A 19,926-nucleotide genomic window follows, 5' to 3' on the forward strand; every position below is an offset into this window, starting at 1 on the left:
GGTTTGTTGCTGCTTTCACTGGCTATAGGGATGGCGGGCTACATGCATTATGAGCAGCTCGCGTGGCGTGATGCCTTTTTAAACTCGGCAATGCTGATGGGTGGCATGGGGCCTGTGGATGCGCCAAAAACAGATGATGGAAAAGTCTTTGCCGGCCTGTATGCATTATATGCGGGGCTTGTTTTTATAGTCACTGTTGGTTTGGTACTTACGCCAATTGTGCATCGAATAATGCACAAGTTTCACTGGCAGCAAGATAGCAAGGCTTAATCAAAAACCAAAACATCAGTATTAAACTGCCCCAAAAGATGACTACCTCTAAACCTGCTCAGCCAAATAATCCCTTACATGGTGTCACGCTTGAAAGTATCGTGACGAGGCTTGTTGACCACTACGGCTGGCATAAACTTGGGGATAAAATCAATATCAATTGTTTCAAGAATGATCCATCAGTGAAATCCAGCCTCAAGTTTTTGCGCAAAACACCTTGGGCCAGGGAGCAGGTGGAAAATCTATATCTGTCTACCTTCTAATACTTGGCAACAACTTTAATGCTTTCTTATAAAGGCTGCAATCGTATCTAACATACGTTTGTCGCGCAGGGGTTTTGCCAATTTGGCAGCCATATCGACATGGCCATACCCAGCAAACTCGGCGACCTCTACCGGCCCGCCTGCGGACTTGATTTTGGCGGCCAGGTTGTAAGTGTTTCTGGGCCAGACGGTGCCGTCTTTAGTACCTACCATTAGCAACATGGGTGGATTGTTGCCGGTGACAAAATTGATCGGTTGCGATTTCGCCTGTTGGTCTTCCGGGCCAAAAATGGTTTTCAATCGATTACTTTTCAGCGGCAGAAAATCATACGGGCCAGCCAGTCCTATCATGCCGGCGAAGTCTTGTGGTTTGCTGTTCTGTTTTGCGAGAAATTCAGGGTCTAATACCAGCATGGCGGCAATATGCGCACCAGCGGAATGCCCTGCCAGGAAAATACGATCCGGGTCGCCACCGAACTCTGCTGCATGCTGCTTCACCCATTTAGCCGCTCTGGCGGGATCTTCCATAAAGCCGGGGAAGCATACTTCAGGATAGACGCGATAGTCGGCGATCACGGTGATGAAACCCTGTGAAGTCATGGCTTCGCCTATGAATTTATAGCTCTCGCGATTGCCGGAATCCCAGCTGCCGCCGTAAAAAAACACCATGACAGGCAGACGTTTGCTTTTGGTGGGATTGGCAGGTGCAGCACTGCGGGCATCTGCCTGTTCGCTGCTTGCCAGCAGATGACTTTCAGGAGTATAGATATCTAATTTTTGTCGCGGTAGGTCGCCATAGGTCACACCCTTGTTCAATCGATATCCTTTATCGGAAATCACTGCATTGAGGAGATTGACCGGTGAACAGGAGCTGGTTAGCAAGCCCATGAATACGAGTAAGGTAGTGTATAAACTGGCAGAGGGTTTCGCGGAAGAATTTGGCATAAAGTATGAGTATGGGGAATCGGCATCATCTGGCTAATGATTATCGTGCAAATAATCACATATATGAGCCTTCATTGCTGAAAAAATTCATTTCAGGTCGAACCCAGCTTCCACAGCGCTGAGACACAACCAGTGTCACTTATGCGCTCAACTGTTGTTCTGTAACCGTGTGTTGCGAAACGGCTGCTTGCCCTTCCAGCCATGCCACGAACTGTTCAAATGGCAAAGGTCTGGAATAGTAATAACCTTGTATTTTCTCGCATTGCAATGCCTCGATAATCGCCAGGCAATCTGCATCTTCCACCCCTTCTGCCACCACTTTCTTACCTAGGCCATGCGCCATGGTAATAATGCCTTGCACGATAGCCCTATCCTGCGCGGAATGCGCGACACCACGCACAAAGGACTGGTCAATCTTAACCAGGTCTATCGGCAGGTTACGCAACCGTGACATTGAGGAATAGCCAGTGCCGAAGTCATCCAGCGCCATGCGGCAACCCATGTCGGTGAACGCATGCATGATTTCGACCGCCGCTTCTTCATCGACCAATAATCCGTTTTCGGTGATCTCGAGCGTGAACATGCTGGCCTCTACATTCCATAGTTTCAAGGCCTGGGCCAGCAGGTAAGGTAGCTCGCGATTAATCAGGTCTTCTGCGGTCAGGTTGATAGAAAGAAACATCTGCTGGGTACTTTTCTGTTTGAGAGCACTCGCTAAACGACAGGAAGTATTGATCAGCCAGCGGATAAACATATGGCCCAAGCCTTGCTGGTACAACACCTCTATCACCACCGGCGGCGGGATAAACTCACCGTTTCCTTTACGGCATCTCAGTAATGCCTCTGCGCCCATGCATGTGCCTGTATTGCTATCGATAATGGGCTGGAGATATAAAGCCATGCGGTCATTCTCGAAGGCGTCCAGTACGTCCTGGCGCAATTGTGCGTTGTCATCTGCTTGTTTGCTTAACGCCTCAGAATAAGTTGCGAATGCTTGATAGGTGTTATCGGCGTGTTCAAGCGCAAGCCTGGCTTGTGCCAGCATGTCGTCGGCCTTTTTATGTAAGGCATCACGACAGACACCACCAATCACAGGGCTCACTGAAAAAGGCTGGTGGTTGGCGTGTACAGTGAACTCAAACGGCTGGCGCAGTTTAGCCGAAAGCAAATCCAGCTTGACGGCATGGTCCAGTTGCGGTGAAAGCACGGCAAATTCATAGGCATCCAGGTGGAACAGGGTATGGTCTTTGGGCAGGCTGAGTTGCAGGCGTTTGATGATTTCAACGGCCACCTCAGGCATGCGGTGACGGTGGCCATCCATCATGGTGGAAGTCAATTTGAAGTTAATCAGTAGCAAGCCCGCCTGTGCCTGGCTAAATACCAATATCTGCTGCAACTGCTCTTTTAGCAATCGCCCGTTAGGCAACTGGCTATGCTGATGATGTCGCCTGGCAAACTCGAGGGCAGTATGGTCATACCTGGCTGCCGACTCCAGAAACAATTGAGAAAGGCAGCGCTGGAATGCCAGCGTTTTAGTGTTTGAAAAGTATCGCGGTATCACTATTGCACTTAACAGCGCATCGATGGCCGTCAGAGGCACGCCTGCAGCGTATAAATCTACCCACTTTGCAGCCAGATGGTTGATTACCTCAACCAGCGTCGCCCAGCCATGTCGCTGGCAGAGTGTAGACAAGGCCTGCTGATATTGTTGTACGAGTACCTCAGGCGCTTCTTCTGCTAATTGGGGAATCTGCGAACGTGGCGTTTGATTTAGCTTAATGGGTTGACGGGTTAACGCATTTGGGTTTAAGCCGAATCGCATCAAACGGGTTAACAATGCATCGGGCAACAGCGGCTGATATCGCCTGAATGCGGGTTTTAAGTGAGAACTGCCGTCCTCAATATGCACGGGATTAATCTGCTGCATTTCTGGCACCGTTAATCATAATAATGCGCCGGGTTGAGCCCGTAGGAATCAGGTGGTAATCCACGCACAATCCGGTAGGCTTCACCGGCAGGCGTGAGCGGCCCGTGGATCAGGTCCAGCGTTACCGGCGAGGTCATGCGTTGTTTTTGCGTATCCAGCAATATCATGACGCGAGGTTGCAGGCGCCGGATCTGGTTCTGCTGGATCACCACCGCGACTTCGCCACTGTTAAGCTCCACCAGTGAACTGACCGGGTAAATACCAAAAAACTGGATCAGTTGGTCGATTAAGGATTCGCTGAATTTTTCATTCTTGGTCGTATACAGGGTTTCAAGCACCTGATGGCTAAACATCCCCTTTGCATAAGGCTTGTCACTGGTCATCGCACAGTAAGTATCCATGATGCCGGCAATCTGCCCCAGTAATGAAATATCGGCGCCTTTCAGGCCGTTCGGGTATCCGCTGCCATCAAAACGCTCATGATGCTCTCCGACAATCTGCATGACATCATGGCTGATATCGGTGTTGGAGCGCAGGGTTTGCAGACTGGCTTCCACGTGCTGCATCACCAATTCAAATTCGCTTTCTTCCAGACGACTTGGTTTTTGCAATATCTGAGCAGGAATCTGGATTTTGCCTAAATCCTGGAGCAGGCCCGCCATGCCCAGATCTTTGACCTGCTTTCTTGGTAAAGACAAAAAGTGACCGAATGCCATCATATTGATGCTGACATACAAGGCTTTGTTGTAAGCATAATCATCGGTTTGCCGAAGGCGGGACAGCCATAACAGCGCATCCGGGTTGCGTTCAATGCTTTGCAACATGTTATCCAGCGACTGGCTGACATGCACGAGATCAACATTGTTACCCAATGCGATTTTCTCGAAGACATCGCGGGTATCGGCCTCGGTTTTGGCAAATTGGGGATAGACCTCCACGATTTCCAACTCTACCGGTATGGTTGCTGCCTCTTCAGCGTGGACTTGCGCTGCGGTTTGATGCAGTTTGACCAGGTCGCTATCATTGTGTTTTCTGGGCTGCGCTTTAAAGCCATATAGCCAGCCACAGAGACGGTTCCAGAATGAGTCTGTGGCGTGCTGGTAGTGCTTTTTCTCAAACGCTTGTCTGGACAACGTTATTGTTTGCCCAGATGCGAATGCGGATTCAGTTGCATTTGAAGCAACCTGTGCAACATTGACAGCGGCTGGTGCCTGACCGTCGCGCAAAGCATGCATGACTTTCAGAAAACTATTATTCAACGGGCTGCCATTTTTTGGCGTTATCGATGAAAATACATTAGTGTTAGCTACTAAAGTGCGACGCGCAGTGTTGGAGAGTTTTTCTCTCACGGGCGCTGCAAAATACTCGCCGGTGGACATCTGTTTATCCACCACCACTTCGCGGCATAGCGTACGCAACTCGCTGAGTTGCGTGTCATTTTCGATGAGGAATCCTTGTAGGATGAACGGACTCTCCAGCCATGGGATATCCAGCTCAGCAACGAACATGCCCACCGCAAGCTCTCCTGTGCGCATTCGTTGCAACGTACTTATTGTCATTGCTCTGTCACCTGTTTTATTAGTGTTATCAATAGGCGTACTTATACTTTAGCCGCATATTGTTTTAACGGTGGTAGTGGCAATTAGTGAAGCACGACCTGCGCAAAGGTATGTTAATTATTTGCGCGAGAATTAAATAATCGCTGCATGATTGCGATGAAGATAGCTTGGGCTCACGATGTCAAGGCGTGGGATAAGGCTAAAGCGGTGGAGATTAACCAAAGATGCAGTTATTAGACGAGTTAAGGTGGTCAGTAACTTTACGACAGCAATGGTCTCATATTAACAATGTGCCGCACGTTATTCAGTCTCATCGAGATCGGGTGGTGTAGTATCGGGAATCCTGAATTTCTCCGTGGCCCAATCCCCTAAATCCATCAACTTGCAGCGTTCGCTACAAAACGGCCGGTATGCATTTGTTGGCGAATACTCCGTCATTTCGCCACAGCCCGGGCAGGCTACCTTACGTGGTTTTGCCGCTGCTTGCATCAATTATGCCCCGGCCCGGTAAAGTTGCAGATAATCATCTTAAAGGGGATATCTTGCTCGCAGGCTTTAGGCCGTTGTACAAAATCCAGTTTCTGGAAACGGATATTGATCGCGTATTTATTGGCACTCACCTCAGGAAAACACTCATCATGGCCAATCTCGATCCGCAAGAGTTGCGCAGGCTTATGCCCGGATAGTTGCTGCTGGTATGCGCCTTTATGTGCCACCAGAGACAGTACCTGGCCACTGCCACGTAATAATTGCAGGATCATGCGTATGGCTTCATACATAGGCATCAGCCGAGCCAGCCATTGCGAGAAGTCGGTTTTGCGGCGGTCTACACTCAAGTACAGCCAATGCCGGTAAGAAGGCAGGTCAAACTCGCATACGCCACCCGGTATGCCGGCACGCTGTTTCACACTCATCAACCAGTCATTATCACGTAGCGATTGACCTAGTTTCTGGTGATCTGATCTTAATGACGTAGCGCAACGATCCAGGCTGGCCAGGGTATCGCTTAACGCATATTGATCGATATTGGGATTGTTCTGCAAGAATGAGAGCTGGACCTTATGCCTGTCCAGTTCTTGTAGCAAATCTACTTTTAAATCGCCACGATCAATTAAATCCAGGATCTGTAACAGCGTTAGCAGCGCCACATGATGATTCACCTCATGGCCTACTTCAATGTGATGCAGCATCTTTACAAACAAATCTTCCAGGCGGAGATAAGTTCTGATGCGCTCATTAAATGGAAACTCGTAGCTCGACACGGCAGCCTTTTCTGTCAGCTGATACTTGAAAAGTATGCAATAAAAGCCTGATTATGAAACCCTTTTTAATCAGTGGCAAGTTTTTGAGAAAATTTGATGAAAGTTAAGCACTTTTTCACGTAAATCTTCCAGGCTTTGGTTATTCTCAATCACTGAATCTGCGATTGCCAACCGCGCTTCGCGGCTGCTTTGTGCGGCGATAATAGCCTTGGCCATGTCTTCGGATAAAGCGCTACGCTGCATGACGCGTGCAAATTGTATCTCCTCACTGCAATCGATCACCAGCACATGATTTATCATGGTCCAGTCATCACGGCTTTCGACCAATAAGGGAATGGCTAGGATCACATAAGGCTGGGAGGAGGAGTGCGCAATCTGTTGCGCGGCTTCTTCACGAATGGCAGGGTGCATGATGTGATTTAACTGATCCAGCGCATCGGGATTTGAAAATACCAGTTCGCGCAAGTTAGCGCGATCTAGCTGGCCACTTGTATCAAACATCGCATCACCAAATGCTTCGCGCACTGCTTGCATGGCGACACTACCCGGTGCGCTCATTGCTCGGGCGATTTCATCAAGATCAACCACTGGTACACCAAGCTCAATAAAGGTTTTACAAACCTCGCTTTTGCCACTGCCTATGCCGCCGGTAACGGCTACTACTTTAGTCATTAATAATCTACTTAGGTGCTAAAAAGAAATTAAGGGACCAGGTAAAAAGCGGCCAATGTTTGCCCATAAAACAGGGCAGCAATGCCACCTAGTGCCAGAAATGGCCCGAACGGAATGGCTGTCTGGCGGGTTTTACCTTTAAATAAAATCAGCCCTATGCCAATCACGCTGCCGACAATAGAACTGAGCAGTATCACTGCTGGCAGCAATTGCCAGCCAAACCAGGCGCCAATGGCAGCAAGTAATTTAAAATCACCATAGCCCATGCCTTCTTTACCAGTCACCAGCTTAAACAGCCAGTAGACTGCCCATAGCACAAGGTAACCCGCCATCGCACCCGCTACTGCAGAAGTGATATCCGTGAATCCATGATTTAAATTGAGTAACAATCCCAGCCATAACAATGGCAGTGTGATGTCGTCCGGCAATAATTGGGTATCAAAATCAATAAAGGTCAATGCGATCAACGCAAACACGAATATCAAGGCAAATAGCGTCAGATGGCTATAACCATATTGCACAGCAACGCCCAGCGACAGTGCCCCGGTCAGTGCTTCTACCAATGGATAGCGTACTGAAATAGAGGTTTTGCAGGCTTTGCATCGTCCGCGCAAAAACAGGTAACTGAGGACAGGGACATTTTCCAGCGCGCCTATCATGTGTCCACAATTTGGACACGCGGAACGCGGCACTACCAGGTTATATTTAGGCTGATCTGGTAAAGGTTGACCTTGTAAATCCAGGCAGTTGGCATGCCATTCATGCTCCATCATTTTAGGCAAACGATGTATGACGACATTAAGAAAGCTGCCTACCAGCAAGCCGAAGACAAGACAGATGAATTGCAGAAAATGCGGTTGGGTTCTCAACAAGCTTAAAACAGGCTCAAGGAATTCTGTCATGATACCGATAACACTATTAAGGTTGCTGCATCATCTCATCGTTGATACAAGTAAGCAAGACCAAAGCCGCTAACGCAAGGTAAAGCCTGTTCGAAAGCGGAAATTATTGCCTTGAAAACAGATTGAATGTCACCATTTATGTGTAAGATGAGAATGACACTCCAGCCGAGTGACTTCGCATCTGAATCTTACGGATCTGAATCTTAATAGTGAAGGAAGTTGCCTATGTCTGATCAAATCAAATTCACGCCCCCAACCGATGTCGAACTAGACCAGGTAGAACATCCTGCCTGGGATGAACCGGTGATTTGCCGTGTTGAAGTCGACTTACCAGGATGGTTGGCAAACCTGACCGGACAATCACACTGGGAAGTCTACAGTGAAGAGGAAGAAGAAAATTGTGTCAGCTTCGCCATGCGCGCTTCGCATAAACATGGGCTGCACACAATCGCCAGCCGTGCAGACAATCCATTGCAGGCAGAAGTAACGCTATATCACAATGGCTATGCGGTTGTGGATGTCAATGGCGAATCGTTATTTGATGGTGCCTTGACCAATGCAACCAATGAATGCGCCAGGCTCAGTTACTACCATGCCAGTGGGGAACCAATCGCGCTTAACTAACTTTCTTCAGAACTGACTTTGCTCAGCGCCTTGTTCAGTCATTAATTGCAGCATGCGTTGAAAAATGCATGCTGTCTACCCTACTGCTGGCGACTGACTGAAAACCTGGCTAAATCCAGCATTGCCTGTTTGGCCGCACTTGTTTCAAAAATATCTAACGCCTCACAGGCGAGCTGCGCTTCTTTTTGTGCAACCGAACGCACATAATCAAATGCTTTTACCGCATGCAGGATTTCCAGCACTTGCTCCAGGTGGGTTACCTGCCCTTCCAATAAAGCGTGTTTCACCAGTTCTGCTTGCGCTGTTGGCGCTTGTTTAATCGCATATAGCATAGGCAATGTGACTTTGCCTTCAGCCAGGTCATTCCCTAGTGTTTTTCCAATTTTCTCACTGTCGCCCGTCAGATCCAGCACATCATCAATTAACTGGAATGCCGTGCCTAAATGCATGCCATAGATTGCCAGCGCTTCCTCGCGCTCCATACTTGATTGGCATTGCACGGCACCAAGGCGGGTGGCCGCCTCAAACAATTTGGCTGTTTTAAAATGGATGACTTGCAGGTAATCCTGCTCACTGACGCCTATATTACGCACATTGAGCAACTGCAAGACTTCACCTTCAGAAATGATATTAGTAGCGTCTGCGAGTATTTCCATCACGCGCATATTCTGCAGCTTCACCATCATCTGGAAAGAACGGGAATATAAAAAATCACCAACCAGCACACTGGCCGGGTTGCCATACACGTGATTCGCAGTGGTTTTCCCACGGCGTAAATCAGAAGCATCTACCACATCGTCATGCAGCAAGGTCGCTGTGTGGATAAACTCAATGATGACTGCCAGTTGGTGATGTGCCGGCGTCACTCCACCAGCCAAATCTCCCGACATCAACACCAATGCCGGACGCAGGCGTTTGCCTCCACTATGAATGATGTATTCTGAGATTTGATTAATGAGCGGAACTTGAGACGACAAAGACTGGCGAATAACGACATCCACCTGCTGCATATCGTCTGCAATCCGCGCCAAACAGGCGTTTAAAGACACTAAAATACCAATAAAAAAACAAAGCTAAAGCATATCATATCTGATGCGGCTCTCGCTATGCAGGAATATGATTGGGCCATGAGCATACATTGATACCGGCAGTTTTTTATTAGTCTTTACATCGACACCGGTGGTAACAAAAAGTCGTTTTTCGAAAGAGAGTTTCGATGAGCCAGTAAGCATCAAACAATTACTTTGGAAAACGCATGTTACTGAGGCGATCAAGACTTGAGAATAGTCAGCAATAGAAAGAAAAAAGCCTTGTTTCGTTAGAAACAAGGCTTTTATTTTTGGCGCGCCCGGAGCGATTCGAACGCCCGACCCTTTGGTTCGTAGCCAAATACTCTATCCAACTGAGCTACGGGCGCCAAGGTGTTACAACTACGTTGCAACAAGAGCAGCATTATAACACAAGTTTTTTAAATTTTTTGGCGGTGAGCGAGGGATTCGAACCCTCGATACAGGTTTAAGCCCATATGCTTCCTTAGCAGGGAAGTGCCTTCGACCACTCGGCCAGCTCACCGTTTTAAACTTATATATATTACTGCTCGATGCAGTATTGCTACTGCATCGAAGGGCGCCATAGTACGCGAAAACCCTTCGTAAATCAACGCAAAATTAAAGAATGTTTTTGGTCAGATTATGCATCGTCTAGTGCGAAAGCTTTGTGCAATACACGCACTGCCAATTCCATATATTTCTCTTCAATCACAACGGCAATCTTAATCTCACTGGTAGAAATCATTTGGATATTGATGCCCTCTTCAGCCAGGGTGCGGAACATCTGGCTGGCGATGCCGACGTGTGAACGCATGCCCACACCAACTACTGACACTTTGGCAATTTTATCGTCGCCAGAGATTTCACGTGCCTGTATATGGCCCTGGACTTTATCGCGCAAAATACCTAGCGCCTTGTTCATTTCGTTCTTGTGTACGGTGAACGTAAAGTCGGTGGTGCCATCCGCGCCTACGTTTTGAATAATCATGTCCACATCAATATTGGCATCTGCCACCGGGCCCAGAATTTGATAAGCAATACCAGGTTTATCTGGGACGCCAGCCACCGTCACTTTCGCCTCATCGCGGTTAAATGCAATGCCGGAGATGATTGGATTTTCCATGTTTTCCTCATTTTCTTCAAACGTAATCAATGTGCCATCGCCTTCTTCTTCAAAGCTGGAAAGCACACGCAGTTTCACTTTATATTTACCGGCAAATTCAACGGAGCGAATCTGCAATACTTTGGAGCCCTGTGATGCCAGTTCCAACATTTCTTCAAAGGTAATTCTTTCCAGGCGGCGCGCTTCAGGTACCACGCGTGGATCGGTGGTGTACACACCATCCACATCGGTATATATCTGGCATTCATCGGCACCTAAAGCAGCAGCCAACGCGACGCCGGTGGTGTCAGAACCTCCACGACCCAGCGTGGTGATATTGCCGTTAGCGTCCACACCCTGGAATCCAGCCACCACACAGACATAGCCATCGTCCAGGTCTTTTTTCAGGTTGTGCTGATCAATATCCAGAATGCGTGCTTTGGTGTGCGCATCATCGGTCAGGATTCTGACCTGCGTGCCGGTATAGCTTTTGGCTTTAATGCCCAACTCTGTCAATGCCAGTGCCGTCATGCCTATCGTGACCTGCTCACCGGTAGACAGCATCACATCCAATTCACGCGGATCAGGATCCGGCATGATTTCTTTGGCCAGCGCAATCAGGCGATTGGTTTCGCCGGACATGGCTGACACCACGACTACGACCTGGTGGCCCATCGCTTTATAACGGGCGACGCGCCTGGCCACATTGCGGATACGCTCAGGATTTGCCACTGAGGTACCACCATATTTTTGTACTATTAATGCCATTATTAAGCTCTAATTATCAAATAAATTAATGTAATTTTTGTTTTACCCACTCAGGCACACTACTCAGTGCCTGCGGCAATTTGCTAGCGTCTGTACCACCTGCCATCGCCATATCCGGCTTACCGCCGCCTTTACCGCCTACCTGGCCGGCAACATGATTAACCAACTCGCCGGCTTTAAGCTTGCCAATCAAATCTGCGGTTACACCTGCCGCCAGACTGACTTTGCCTGCAGACACACTTGCCAGCACAATTACGGCCGATTTGAGCTTATCTTTCAGTTTATCCATGGTTTCACGCAGGGCGTTGGCATCAGCACCTTCCAGAGTCGCTGCCAGTACGTTAACGCCATCGACATTCTGCACCTGGTTCATCAGGTCATCACCTTGCGCGCTCGCCAATTTCGATTTCAGGCGCGCTAATTCTTTTTCTAAAGTCCTGACGTTATCTAGCACCTGGGAGATTTTGTTCGATAATTCGTGTGCCGGCGCTTTTAATTCACCCGCCAGTTTGTTGATCATGGCCTGTTGCGCTTGCACCAGCTTGAGTGCGCCTTCGCCGGTAGTCGCTTCAATCCGGCGTACGCCGGCAGCTACACCACTTTCAGAGATGATTTTAAACAAGCCGATATCACCGGTACGGCTGACGTGCGTACCACCGCATAACTCTCTTGAAGACCCAATATCCAGCACGCGCACTTCATCGCCATACTTCTCGCCAAACAGCATCATGGCGCCGGTCTGCTGAGCCGATTCAATATCCATCAATTTCGCCAGCGTGTCGGTATTGGTCAAAACCTCTGCATTGACTAGCGCTTCCACTTTGGCAATTTGTGCATCTGTCACAGGTGCATTATGCACAAAGTCAAAACGGGTTTTCTCAGTATCTACCAGGCTGCCTTTTTGCTGAACGTGATCACCCAGCACTTCACGTAAAGCTTTATGCATCAGATGGGTAGCAGAGTGATTGCGCATGGTGGCGTGGCGCGCTTGCAGGTTGACCTTGGCAGTCAACGCGTCGCCCACAGATAAAGTACCGGTTGCCAGTACACCATGGTGACCAAACACCGACGCCTGGATTTTCTGGGTGTCTTCCACTGCAAAAATGCCATCAGCAGACTTTAGTTCGCCACTATCGCCGATCTGGCCGCCAGATTCGGCATAAAAAGGTGTGTCATCAAGCACGACAATACCGAGATCACCTTCACTCAGGGATTTAACCAGGCTACCATCTTTGTAGAGCGCCAATACTCGGGCTGGCGTTTCCAGCTTTTCATAACCATGAAAACTCGTGGCCTGGCCTTCGTATTCCAGGTTAAGTGCCATCTTGAATTTACCCGCAGCACGCGCCTGCTCTTTCTGGCGCGCCATGGCAGCATCGAAACCAGATGTATCGACGGTCACGCCACGTTCGCGACAAATGTCAGCCGTTAAATCGAGTGGGAAGCCGAAAGTATCGTGCAGTTTAAATGCCAAATCGCCATTGAATATCGCAGGCTTGGTCGCCAATTCGGTTTCCAGAATCTGCATGCCATTCTCAATGGTTTCGAAAAACCGGTCCTCTTCCTGTTTGAGCACATCAGTAATACGTGCCTGGCTGCTGACCAACTCTGGATAGGCTTCACCCATCTCAAGCACCAGATCTGCCACCAGTTTGTGGAAAAATGCTGTGCGACAGCCCAGTTTGTAACCATGCCGAATCGCTCGGCGGATGATACGCCGCAGCACATAACCACGGCCTTCATTACCCGCAATCACGCCATCAGCAATCAGGAAGGAACAGGCGCGGATATGATCAGCCAGCACCTTCAGGCTGGGGCTATCTAAATCAACGGTGCTGGTTTCGCGGCCAGCAGCTTTGATTAATGCCTGGAATAGATCAATTTCATAGTTGGCATGCACGCCTTGCAACACCGCAGAAATACGTTCCAGGCCCATCCCTGTATCAACTGATGGCTTAGGCAAAGGATGCATCATCCCCGCTTCATCGCGGTTGAACTGCATGAAAACGTTGTTCCAGATTTCGATAAAACGGTCACCGTCTTCATCCGGACTGCCTGGAGGGCCTCCAGGAATATGTGCACCATGATCGTAGAAAATCTCGGTACACGGGCCGCAAGGGCCGGTATCGCCCATCATCCAGAAATTGTCTGATGCATAACGCGCACCCTTGTTGTCACCAATACGTACAATTTTGTCGGCAGGTATGCCAACTTCCTTGTGCCAGATATCGTAAGCCTCGTCATCTTCTGAGTACACAGTCACCATCAGGCGCTCTTTAGGCAATGCATAAACTTCAGTCAGCAACTCCCAGGCAAAGGTAATCGCATCACGCTTAAAATAATCGCCAAAACTGAAGTTACCCAGCATCTCGAAAAATGTATGGTGCCGGGCGGTGTAGCCTACATTTTCCAGATCATTGTGCTTGCCGCCGGCACGTACACATTTTTGAGAGCTGACTGCACGCGTGTATGGACGTTTGTCAAAGCCCAGGAACACATCCTTGAACTGGTTCATGCCAGCATTGGTGAATAGCAAGGTAGGATCGCCATGTGGTACCAGCGAGCTGGAAGCAACCACTTGATGGCCTTTAGAAGCAAAAAAATCCAGGAATGCCTGGCGGATTTGCTTGCTGGAAGGTTTACTTCCGTAACTAACTGTAGTCTTCTGGACTGTCATCTTCTGCGTGTCTATTCAAAATATTCTTAATTACATCAAACGTAAAACCACGACTTTGTAAAAAACGGGCTTGTTTCGCCCATTCTTCGCGTGTTGCCGGGGCCGCTTTAAACTTTTTGCGCCAGATTTCTCCGGCGCGTTCGACTTCATTTACCTGTAACTTAGCTACTGCCTCGGCCACCAGAGAATCGTCAATGCCCTTTTCCCTTAACTCATTGGCAACCCGCGCTATGCCAAATTTCGCCTGGCGGGCATGCACCATTTGCTCGGTGTAGCGTGCATCACTTAACCAGCCACGCGTTTTGAAGTCTGCAATCAATGCTGCAATATCATCAGTTTCACTGGCGTACGCTTTGAGTTTTTGCGCCAACTCAACGGCAGAATATTCACGTTTACTTAGATACTCCAGCGCGCGCTGGCGCAGCGACTTCTCAGGCTGCTGACGCAAGTTATTTAATCATCCTCAGTCCTGGCAGCAGTCATGCCATCTGCCAGGATGTTGGAATTGGCACGAATCTGCGCTTCGATTTCAGCAGCAATGGCTGGATTTTCGCGCAGGAATTCCTTGGCATTTTCTTTACCCTGGCCGATTTTCTCGCCTTTATAGCTGTACCAGGCGCCTGACTTCTCTACCAGTTTGGCGTTAGAGCCCAACTCGATCACTTCACCCAAACGGGAGATACCTTCGCCATACATGATGTCGAATTCAGCCTGCTTAAACGGAGGTGCCACTTTGTTTTTGATGACTTTCACCCGGGTCTCGGAACCAGTGACTTCGTCACCTTTCTTGATTGCACCGGTACGGCGGATATCCAGGCGCACAGAAGCGTAAAACTTCAATGCATTACCGCCGGTAGTGGTTTCAGGGTTACCGAACATGACGCCGATTTTCATACGGATCTGGTTAATGAAAATCACCAGTGTGTTGGTACGTTTGATATTACCCGTCAGTTTACGCAAGGCCTGTGACATCAGGCGTGCTTGCAGGCCCATGTGGCTATCACCCATTTCGCCCTCAATTTCGGCACGTGGTGTCAGTGCTGCCACAGAGTCGACCACCACGATATCCACAGAACCGGAACGCACCAGCATATCGGCGATTTCCAGGGCTTGCTCGCCGGTATCAGGTTGGGAGATCAACAAATCAGGCACATTCACGCCCAGCTTGGCCGCATACTGTGGGTCCAGCGCATGTTCCGCATCGATAAATGCAGCAACACCGCCTAGCTTTTGCATTTCGGCAATCACGGACAAGGTCAAGGTGGTTTTGCCTGAAGATTCAGGACCGTAAATTTCGACAATACGTCCACGCGGTAAACCACCAACGCCAAGGGCAATATCCAGGCCTAACGAGCCGGTTGATACTACTTGTAAATCTTCACCGATATCAGCATCGCCCATGCGCATAATGGAGCCTTTGCCAAATTGTTTTTCAATCTGGGAAAGTGCGGCGGCGAGTGCTTTGCTTTTATTGTCATCCATGCTTGTTGCCTTTTGTGTGTGAGGGAAAAGCGTTTTTCATTTAAACGCTATATAATCAGATAAATAACTGCTAATTATTTCATAAATCGACCATCAGTGATATGGCATTCGAACGATTAGTGTAGTGAATTGTCAACCGTAATAAGGCATACACGTTTAATAGCCATCATGCTTTGATCGTTTTCCGTGAGAGGAGCCTTTATGAAGATCGCCAAATATATTTTAGGGATTGCGTTAAGCAGCATTGCCGCATTATCCGCCCACGCTGATAACAACTGGTCGGTAGGTGTTGTGGTAGGCAATCCATATGCGCCACCACCCGTTTACTATGCACCGCCACCGGTGTATTACGCCCCACCGCCAGTGGTGATTTACCGTCACCCGCACAGCAGTTATTACGGTGCGCCAGCGGTAGGATATGCGCCACCAGCGCCCGGTTTTATCCAGTTTGGTTATAACAACGGTGGCTACCGTGGTTTTGACAGAGGCCCGAGAGGCCCGCGTGGTGGCTGGGGACGTGGTCACGATCATGATCACCGCCATCACCACTAAGCAGTATGTTTGATCAGGTTCAGCAAGCCTGCCAGCGCATGACTGGCAGCTTGCTGGCGGATTTCAGTCCTGCTCCCTTCGTAATAGCAAGTTTCTACCAGCATTTTTTTCGCTTGCTGACCTTTTTGGGTGTTAGCTGCCCAACTGAAACACACCATTCCTATCGGCTTTTCTACAGAACCGCCTCCAGGCCCGGCAATGCCTGTGATTGACGCACTGATTTGGGCACGGCTATGCTGTAACGCGCCAATCGCCATCGCTTCTGCGACCGCTTCACTGACAGCACCATGGATCTCAATCAATGATCTAGGCACACCCAGCATATCGGTTTTGGCTTCATTGCTGTAAGTCACAAAGCCGCGATCAAACCAGGCTGAACTGCCAGCAATCGCAGTCACTACCTGCGCAACCATACCACCGGTACATGATTCAGCGAGAGCCAACTGCCAGCCTTGGGCTTGTAGGGCCAGCCCAACGTCCTGGCTTAACGCTTCAATATCTTCCATCACAGCCACCATTGAAACAGTTGCAATACCAGGATCGCCATGACTGCCGCCATTGCATCATCCAGCATGACGCCCAGCCCCCCTTTGATGTGCCTGTCTGCCCAGCTGATGGGAAACGGTTTCCAGATATCGAATAGGCGGAATAATATAAACGCTGACAACCCCCAGCCCCAGGTGAATGGCACGGTGATCAATATCGCCGCCATCGCGACTATTTCGTCCCAGACGATGGCGCCATGATCGCTCACACCTAATGCACGGCCGGTGAATGCACTGCACCAGACGCCAAATAAGAATAGCAACGATACAGCCAGCCACTGTTGCCAATGCGGCAAGGACATAAGGGCCCAGAATAATGGGAAGCCCAATACAGTTCCTGCCGTCCCGGGTGCTTTAGGGAACAGTCCCGTGCCCAGCCCAAAGCTAAGGAAATGCAAGGGATGCGAGAAAAGCAGCGCCAGGTCTGGTTCGGTGATCCGCTGACGGTTATTAGCCAAAGTGCTCATAGCCTTTCTTTGATAATTCAATCTGAGTTTCGCGATCTTGTACAGTCAGTCCTGGAGCTTCAGTGATACACCCTATGCGCGTTAAAGGCACATCCAGCGCTTCTGAGAATGCGATGACTTCATCACGTCGTTGCGGAGATACGGTAAAACATAATTCATATTCATCACCTCCACCGAGCACCGCCTGCTCTAGAACAGACTGGGAGACCTCTGTAAGCAATTGAGGTTTAGGTAATAACGCCCAATCAAGCCGGGCACCTTTACTGGAAGCTTTAAGAATATGATTCAAATCGGCCAGCAAGCCATCTGAGATATCGAGTGCAGCATGCGCGATTTCCCGCAACGCCAGCCCCAAGGCCACACGAGGTTGCGGTTGATGCATGGCAGATGCGAAATCAGCGACATCATCAGCATGCAAATCCAGCTTACCCAGCTTGTTTTGCAGCCATAAAGCGGCTTTCCCGAGCGTCCCGCTGACCCAGATATCATCGCCCGCCTGCGCTCCACCCCGCTTGATCGCTTTATGTAGTGGCACCTCACCAAAAATATTAATGGCAATATTTAATGGCCCACGCGTGGTATCTCCACCAATCACCGAAACGCCATAGGCATCGGCGCAGGCGAACAAACCCTGGCTAAAGCCTTGCAGCCAGTCTTCTTTAATTTCTGGTAAAGCAATCGATAATGTTGCCCATTTAGGGTTTGCGCCCATCGCAGCCATATCACTGACGTTCACTGCCATGGCTTTCCATCCGATCGAGTAAGGATCAGCCTCTGCAAAAAAATGCGTCCCGGATACCGACATATCGGCAGAGATGGCCAGTTGATAGCCTGGTGTTACAGTGATTAGCGCTGCATCATCCCCTATACCCAGATCGGCTGTATTGAAACCAGCTTTACCAGGCCTGGTAAAATATTGAGCGATAAGATCAAACTCTGCCATGCCGCTTTTTCCACCAGCTTTCCAGTAAAATAAACACAAACCAGGCTAAAGCTATTCCCACCAGATCGGCAAACCAATCATAGACGCTGGGTTGGCGCGTCGTCGTCAGGACACCTTGCAACACTTCCATCAAGCCTCCAAACACCGTCAATCCAAGCAGCATAGCGCGTTTATGCATAGGGAAAGCCATCAATCCCCAAAACATCACGCCGCCAAAAGCAATGATATGTTCTATTTTATCTTTGTATATTGAGCCATCGTTAGACGGCGGCATTTCTATGAGTAATAAATAGGTCAGGATGGTGAAACAAGCTATGAAAATCAGGGTGGGAATCTTTTTGTAATTCATCATTCATTCGTTTTTTGACGTTGGGCAGATTTGGGTCTGAAAGACTTGACAATACTTTCTGCTGTTTGGATATACGGCATAGGGTTTGTGGCTGTGGCCAATAAATCCAGGCAATAAGGCACCGCAGCAAAAATCCCCGGTACCAAGATATTACCTTCTGCATCTTTTAATCCTTCCAGTGTTTCCTGGATGGATTTTGGTTGCCCTGGCAAGTTGATTATCAGACATTGTTTGCGAATCACCGCCACCTGGCGTGACAAGATGGCCGTGGGGACAAAGCGCAAGCTGATTTGCCGCATTTGTTCTCCAAAACCTGGCATCTCTCTGTCCGCAATCGCCAGCGTCGCTTCTGGTGTCACATCTCTGAGCGCAGGTCCCGTGCCGCCCGTGGTGAGAACCAAATGACATTGTTCATCATCTACTAATTGCTTGAGCGTGCCAGAAATGGTCGCCTGCTCATCGGCAATCAAGCGTGTAACGATTTCAAAGGGAGAGGTAAGGGTTTTTTCAAGCCAGGAAGACAGTGCGGGAATCCCCTTGTCCTCATAAACACCTTGCGATGCGCGATCACTGATGGATACCAACCCGATGCGCGTGAATTGTTGTTGCATAACTTGAGGTCTATGTTAAGTTGGTCGGTATTAATATGGTGTGTTAATGTACCAGCACATCATAACATCACCCGGCACATCAGTAAGCTTAAAGGTGTCATGCATCATGGAGAATCAGATGAAAGTTTTATACAAAGTAGCGCATTTCACAGGTAGATTCACCTCGCCCAGCCAGTGGTTGTTCATATTGCCTGCGCTAGTCATCATTACCTTATTCACTTTCTCGAAAACAGTATCGGCAGATGACAACCCATACGCCAGCAATTACCAGGCGCAGAATCAGGGTAATCTGCATTCACTGCAAAGCAAACCCGAACCACAATTACTCAGCGGCACCCGTCGTGATGATGACAATATCAACATGCTGGAAAACGGTTATGACCTGATGGGCCTGAGCGCATTTGAAGCGGGAGACATCTCACCCGAACAGGCGATTAGCCATGGCCGTAGCATCCAGGCAGATATGATCCTGGTATATGTTAAAAAATCCGGTAACGCTACACCAGCCTCAAAAATGGAAGTCATTAAAGAAGCCGTCAAAAAAGGCCAAGCGCTCACCGAAAAAGATATGGCTATCGACCCGGGCAAATATCGCTACTACGCTACATACTGGGCAAAATTGCCACCACCGGTACTAGGGGTGCATGTGGTTAAGCTGGTCGCCCGCAAATCCTCACAAGAAGATGAACAACCACAAGTGACCGATGCCAGTGAAGGCGTCAGGGTAATTGCCGTGATACATGGTTCTGCCGCCGAGCAGGCCGGGGTATTACGCGGCGACCAGTTACTGAGCATCAACCAGGAAAAAGTGAACGATGCTGCGGCTTTATCGAGCCTGGTCAGGCGCTTCAAGGGCAATACGGTCACTATCAATATCCAAAGACAATCTGAACCGCTTTCGTTAAAGGTCACCCTGTAACAGCAAGCCGCTCTGAATTATCGACCTCATTAATAGAA

Annotated in this window: 22 protein-coding genes and 2 tRNA genes; 5 read left to right on the forward strand and 19 right to left on the reverse strand. The window is 49.1% G+C overall.

Annotated elements, in window-relative coordinates:
• Together VK958_RS12660 and VK958_RS12665 are read left to right on the forward strand one after the other, a co-directional pair.
• A partial coding sequence (locus VK958_RS12660) for a hypothetical protein (protein WP_325241898.1) occupies window positions 1–270 on the forward strand: 270 nt, incomplete at its 5' end.
• 38 nt (window positions 271–308) lie between these two features.
• Window positions 309–533 (forward strand): VF530 family protein, encoded by a 225-nt coding sequence (locus tag VK958_RS12665; RefSeq protein WP_325241900.1) that lies wholly within the window; start codon window positions 309–311, stop codon window positions 531–533.
• 15 nt (window positions 534–548) lie between these two features.
• Here the strand turns inward: VK958_RS12665 and VK958_RS12670 are convergent, their stop codons facing one another.
• From VK958_RS12670 to VK958_RS12700, 7 genes are all read right to left on the reverse strand, one after another.
• On the reverse strand, window positions 549–1,478 hold the full coding sequence (locus VK958_RS12670) for an alpha/beta hydrolase (RefSeq protein WP_325241902.1): 930 nt from the start codon (window positions 1,476–1,478) through the stop codon (window positions 549–551).
• 139 nt (window positions 1,479–1,617) lie between these two features.
• Window positions 1,618–3,405, reverse strand: a complete 1,788-nt coding sequence (locus VK958_RS12675) for a putative bifunctional diguanylate cyclase/phosphodiesterase (RefSeq protein ID WP_325241904.1) — start codon at window positions 3,403–3,405, stop codon at window positions 1,618–1,620.
• Between the two features lie 11 nt (window positions 3,406–3,416).
• Entirely contained in the window at window positions 3,417–4,964 is a 1,548-nt protein-coding gene (locus VK958_RS12680; RefSeq protein WP_325241906.1) for a cyclic di-GMP phosphodiesterase, read from the reverse strand.
• Between the two features lie 300 nt (window positions 4,965–5,264).
• Window positions 5,265–5,453 carry a DNA gyrase inhibitor YacG gene (locus tag VK958_RS12685; protein ID WP_325241908.1) on the reverse strand — a complete coding sequence of 63 codons (189 nt, stop codon included), beginning with the start codon at window positions 5,451–5,453 and terminating at the stop codon, window positions 5,265–5,267.
• The gene (gene zapD / locus VK958_RS12690; RefSeq protein ID WP_325241910.1) at window positions 5,453–6,226 is read right to left on the reverse strand and encodes a cell division protein ZapD; all 774 of its coding nucleotides are present in this window, start codon (window positions 6,224–6,226) and stop codon (window positions 5,453–5,455) included. The genes VK958_RS12685 and zapD overlap by 1 nt, the downstream gene beginning before the upstream one ends.
• Window positions 6,227–6,295: 69 nt before the next feature.
• Window positions 6,296–6,898, reverse strand: a complete 603-nt coding sequence (gene coaE / locus VK958_RS12695; RefSeq protein ID WP_325241913.1) for a dephospho-CoA kinase — start codon at window positions 6,896–6,898, stop codon at window positions 6,296–6,298.
• Between the two features lie 29 nt (window positions 6,899–6,927).
• A complete protein-coding gene (locus VK958_RS12700; protein ID WP_325241915.1) occupies window positions 6,928–7,800 on the reverse strand; it encodes a prepilin peptidase in 873 nt (290 codons plus the stop codon).
• Between the two features lie 225 nt (window positions 7,801–8,025).
• On the opposite strand from VK958_RS12700, the gene VK958_RS12705 reads away from it, so the two are divergent.
• On the forward strand, window positions 8,026–8,424 hold the full coding sequence (locus VK958_RS12705) for a hypothetical protein (protein ID WP_325241917.1): 399 nt from the start codon (window positions 8,026–8,028) through the stop codon (window positions 8,422–8,424).
• An 80-nt stretch (window positions 8,425–8,504) separates the two neighbouring features.
• Here VK958_RS12705 and VK958_RS12710 read toward each other — a convergent pair whose 3' ends face one another.
• From VK958_RS12710 to recA, 7 genes are all read right to left on the reverse strand, one after another.
• A complete protein-coding gene (locus tag VK958_RS12710; RefSeq protein ID WP_325242075.1) occupies window positions 8,505–9,434 on the reverse strand; it encodes a polyprenyl synthetase family protein in 930 nt (309 codons plus the stop codon).
• A gap of 330 nt (window positions 9,435–9,764) precedes the next feature.
• A tRNA-Arg gene (locus tag VK958_RS12715) sits at window positions 9,765–9,841 on the reverse strand.
• Between the two features lie 61 nt (window positions 9,842–9,902).
• A tRNA-Ser gene (locus VK958_RS12720) sits at window positions 9,903–9,996 on the reverse strand.
• Between the two features lie 117 nt (window positions 9,997–10,113).
• Window positions 10,114–11,343 (reverse strand): aspartate kinase, encoded by a 1,230-nt coding sequence (locus tag VK958_RS12725; RefSeq protein WP_325241919.1) that lies wholly within the window; start codon window positions 11,341–11,343, stop codon window positions 10,114–10,116.
• Window positions 11,344–11,368: 25 nt separating this feature from the next.
• Window positions 11,369–14,020, reverse strand: coding sequence for an alanine--tRNA ligase (alaS, locus tag VK958_RS12730; protein ID WP_325241921.1), 2,652 nt, complete (start codon window positions 14,018–14,020; stop codon window positions 11,369–11,371).
• Window positions 13,995–14,468: a recombination regulator RecX gene (recX, locus tag VK958_RS12735; RefSeq protein ID WP_325241923.1), complete on the reverse strand. Its 474-nt coding sequence runs from the start codon at window positions 14,466–14,468 to the stop codon at window positions 13,995–13,997. The genes alaS and recX overlap by 26 nt, the downstream gene beginning before the upstream one ends.
• Before the next feature lie 5 nt (window positions 14,469–14,473).
• The gene (gene recA / locus VK958_RS12740; protein WP_055826141.1) at window positions 14,474–15,502 is read right to left on the reverse strand and encodes a recombinase RecA; all 1,029 of its coding nucleotides are present in this window, start codon (window positions 15,500–15,502) and stop codon (window positions 14,474–14,476) included.
• Window positions 15,503–15,703: 201 nt separating this feature from the next.
• On the opposite strand from recA, the gene VK958_RS12745 reads away from it, so the two are divergent.
• Window positions 15,704–16,054: a hypothetical protein gene (locus tag VK958_RS12745; RefSeq protein WP_325241926.1), complete on the forward strand. Its 351-nt coding sequence runs from the start codon at window positions 15,704–15,706 to the stop codon at window positions 16,052–16,054.
• Here the strand turns inward: VK958_RS12745 and VK958_RS12750 are convergent.
• Genes VK958_RS12750 through mog form a run of 5 tightly spaced genes read right to left on the reverse strand, consistent with a single transcriptional unit; the run spans window position 16,051 to window position 18,969 of the window.
• The gene (locus VK958_RS12750; RefSeq protein ID WP_325241928.1) at window positions 16,051–16,560 is read right to left on the reverse strand and encodes a CinA family protein; all 510 of its coding nucleotides are present in this window, start codon (window positions 16,558–16,560) and stop codon (window positions 16,051–16,053) included. The genes VK958_RS12745 and VK958_RS12750 overlap by 4 nt on opposite strands.
• Window positions 16,560–17,066 carry a phosphatidylglycerophosphatase A family protein gene (locus tag VK958_RS12755; RefSeq protein ID WP_325241930.1) on the reverse strand — a complete coding sequence of 169 codons (507 nt, stop codon included), beginning with the start codon at window positions 17,064–17,066 and terminating at the stop codon, window positions 16,560–16,562. Before VK958_RS12755 ends, VK958_RS12750 begins: the two co-directional genes overlap by 1 nt.
• Window positions 17,050–18,009, reverse strand: coding sequence for a thiamine-phosphate kinase (gene thiL, locus VK958_RS12760; protein WP_325241932.1), 960 nt, complete (start codon window positions 18,007–18,009; stop codon window positions 17,050–17,052). The genes VK958_RS12755 and thiL overlap by 17 nt, the downstream gene beginning before the upstream one ends.
• Window positions 17,996–18,358 carry a VanZ family protein gene (locus VK958_RS12765; RefSeq protein WP_325241934.1) on the reverse strand — a complete coding sequence of 121 codons (363 nt, stop codon included), beginning with the start codon at window positions 18,356–18,358 and terminating at the stop codon, window positions 17,996–17,998. Before VK958_RS12765 ends, thiL begins: the two co-directional genes overlap by 14 nt.
• Complete coding sequence (mog, locus tag VK958_RS12770) at window positions 18,358–18,969, reverse strand: molybdopterin adenylyltransferase (protein ID WP_325241936.1); 612 nt, start codon at window positions 18,967–18,969, stop codon at window positions 18,358–18,360. The genes VK958_RS12765 and mog overlap by 1 nt, the downstream gene beginning before the upstream one ends.
• Before the next feature lie 118 nt (window positions 18,970–19,087).
• On the opposite strand from mog, the gene VK958_RS12775 reads away from it, so the two are divergent.
• A complete protein-coding gene (locus VK958_RS12775) occupies window positions 19,088–19,888 on the forward strand; it encodes a PDZ domain-containing protein (protein WP_325241938.1) in 801 nt (266 codons plus the stop codon).
• The last annotated feature ends 38 nt before the right edge of the window (window positions 19,889–19,926 follow it).

Origin of the sequence: Methylophilus sp., assembly GCF_035460085.1 — a bacterium.
Lineage (GTDB): Bacteria > Pseudomonadota > Gammaproteobacteria > Burkholderiales > Methylophilaceae > Methylophilus.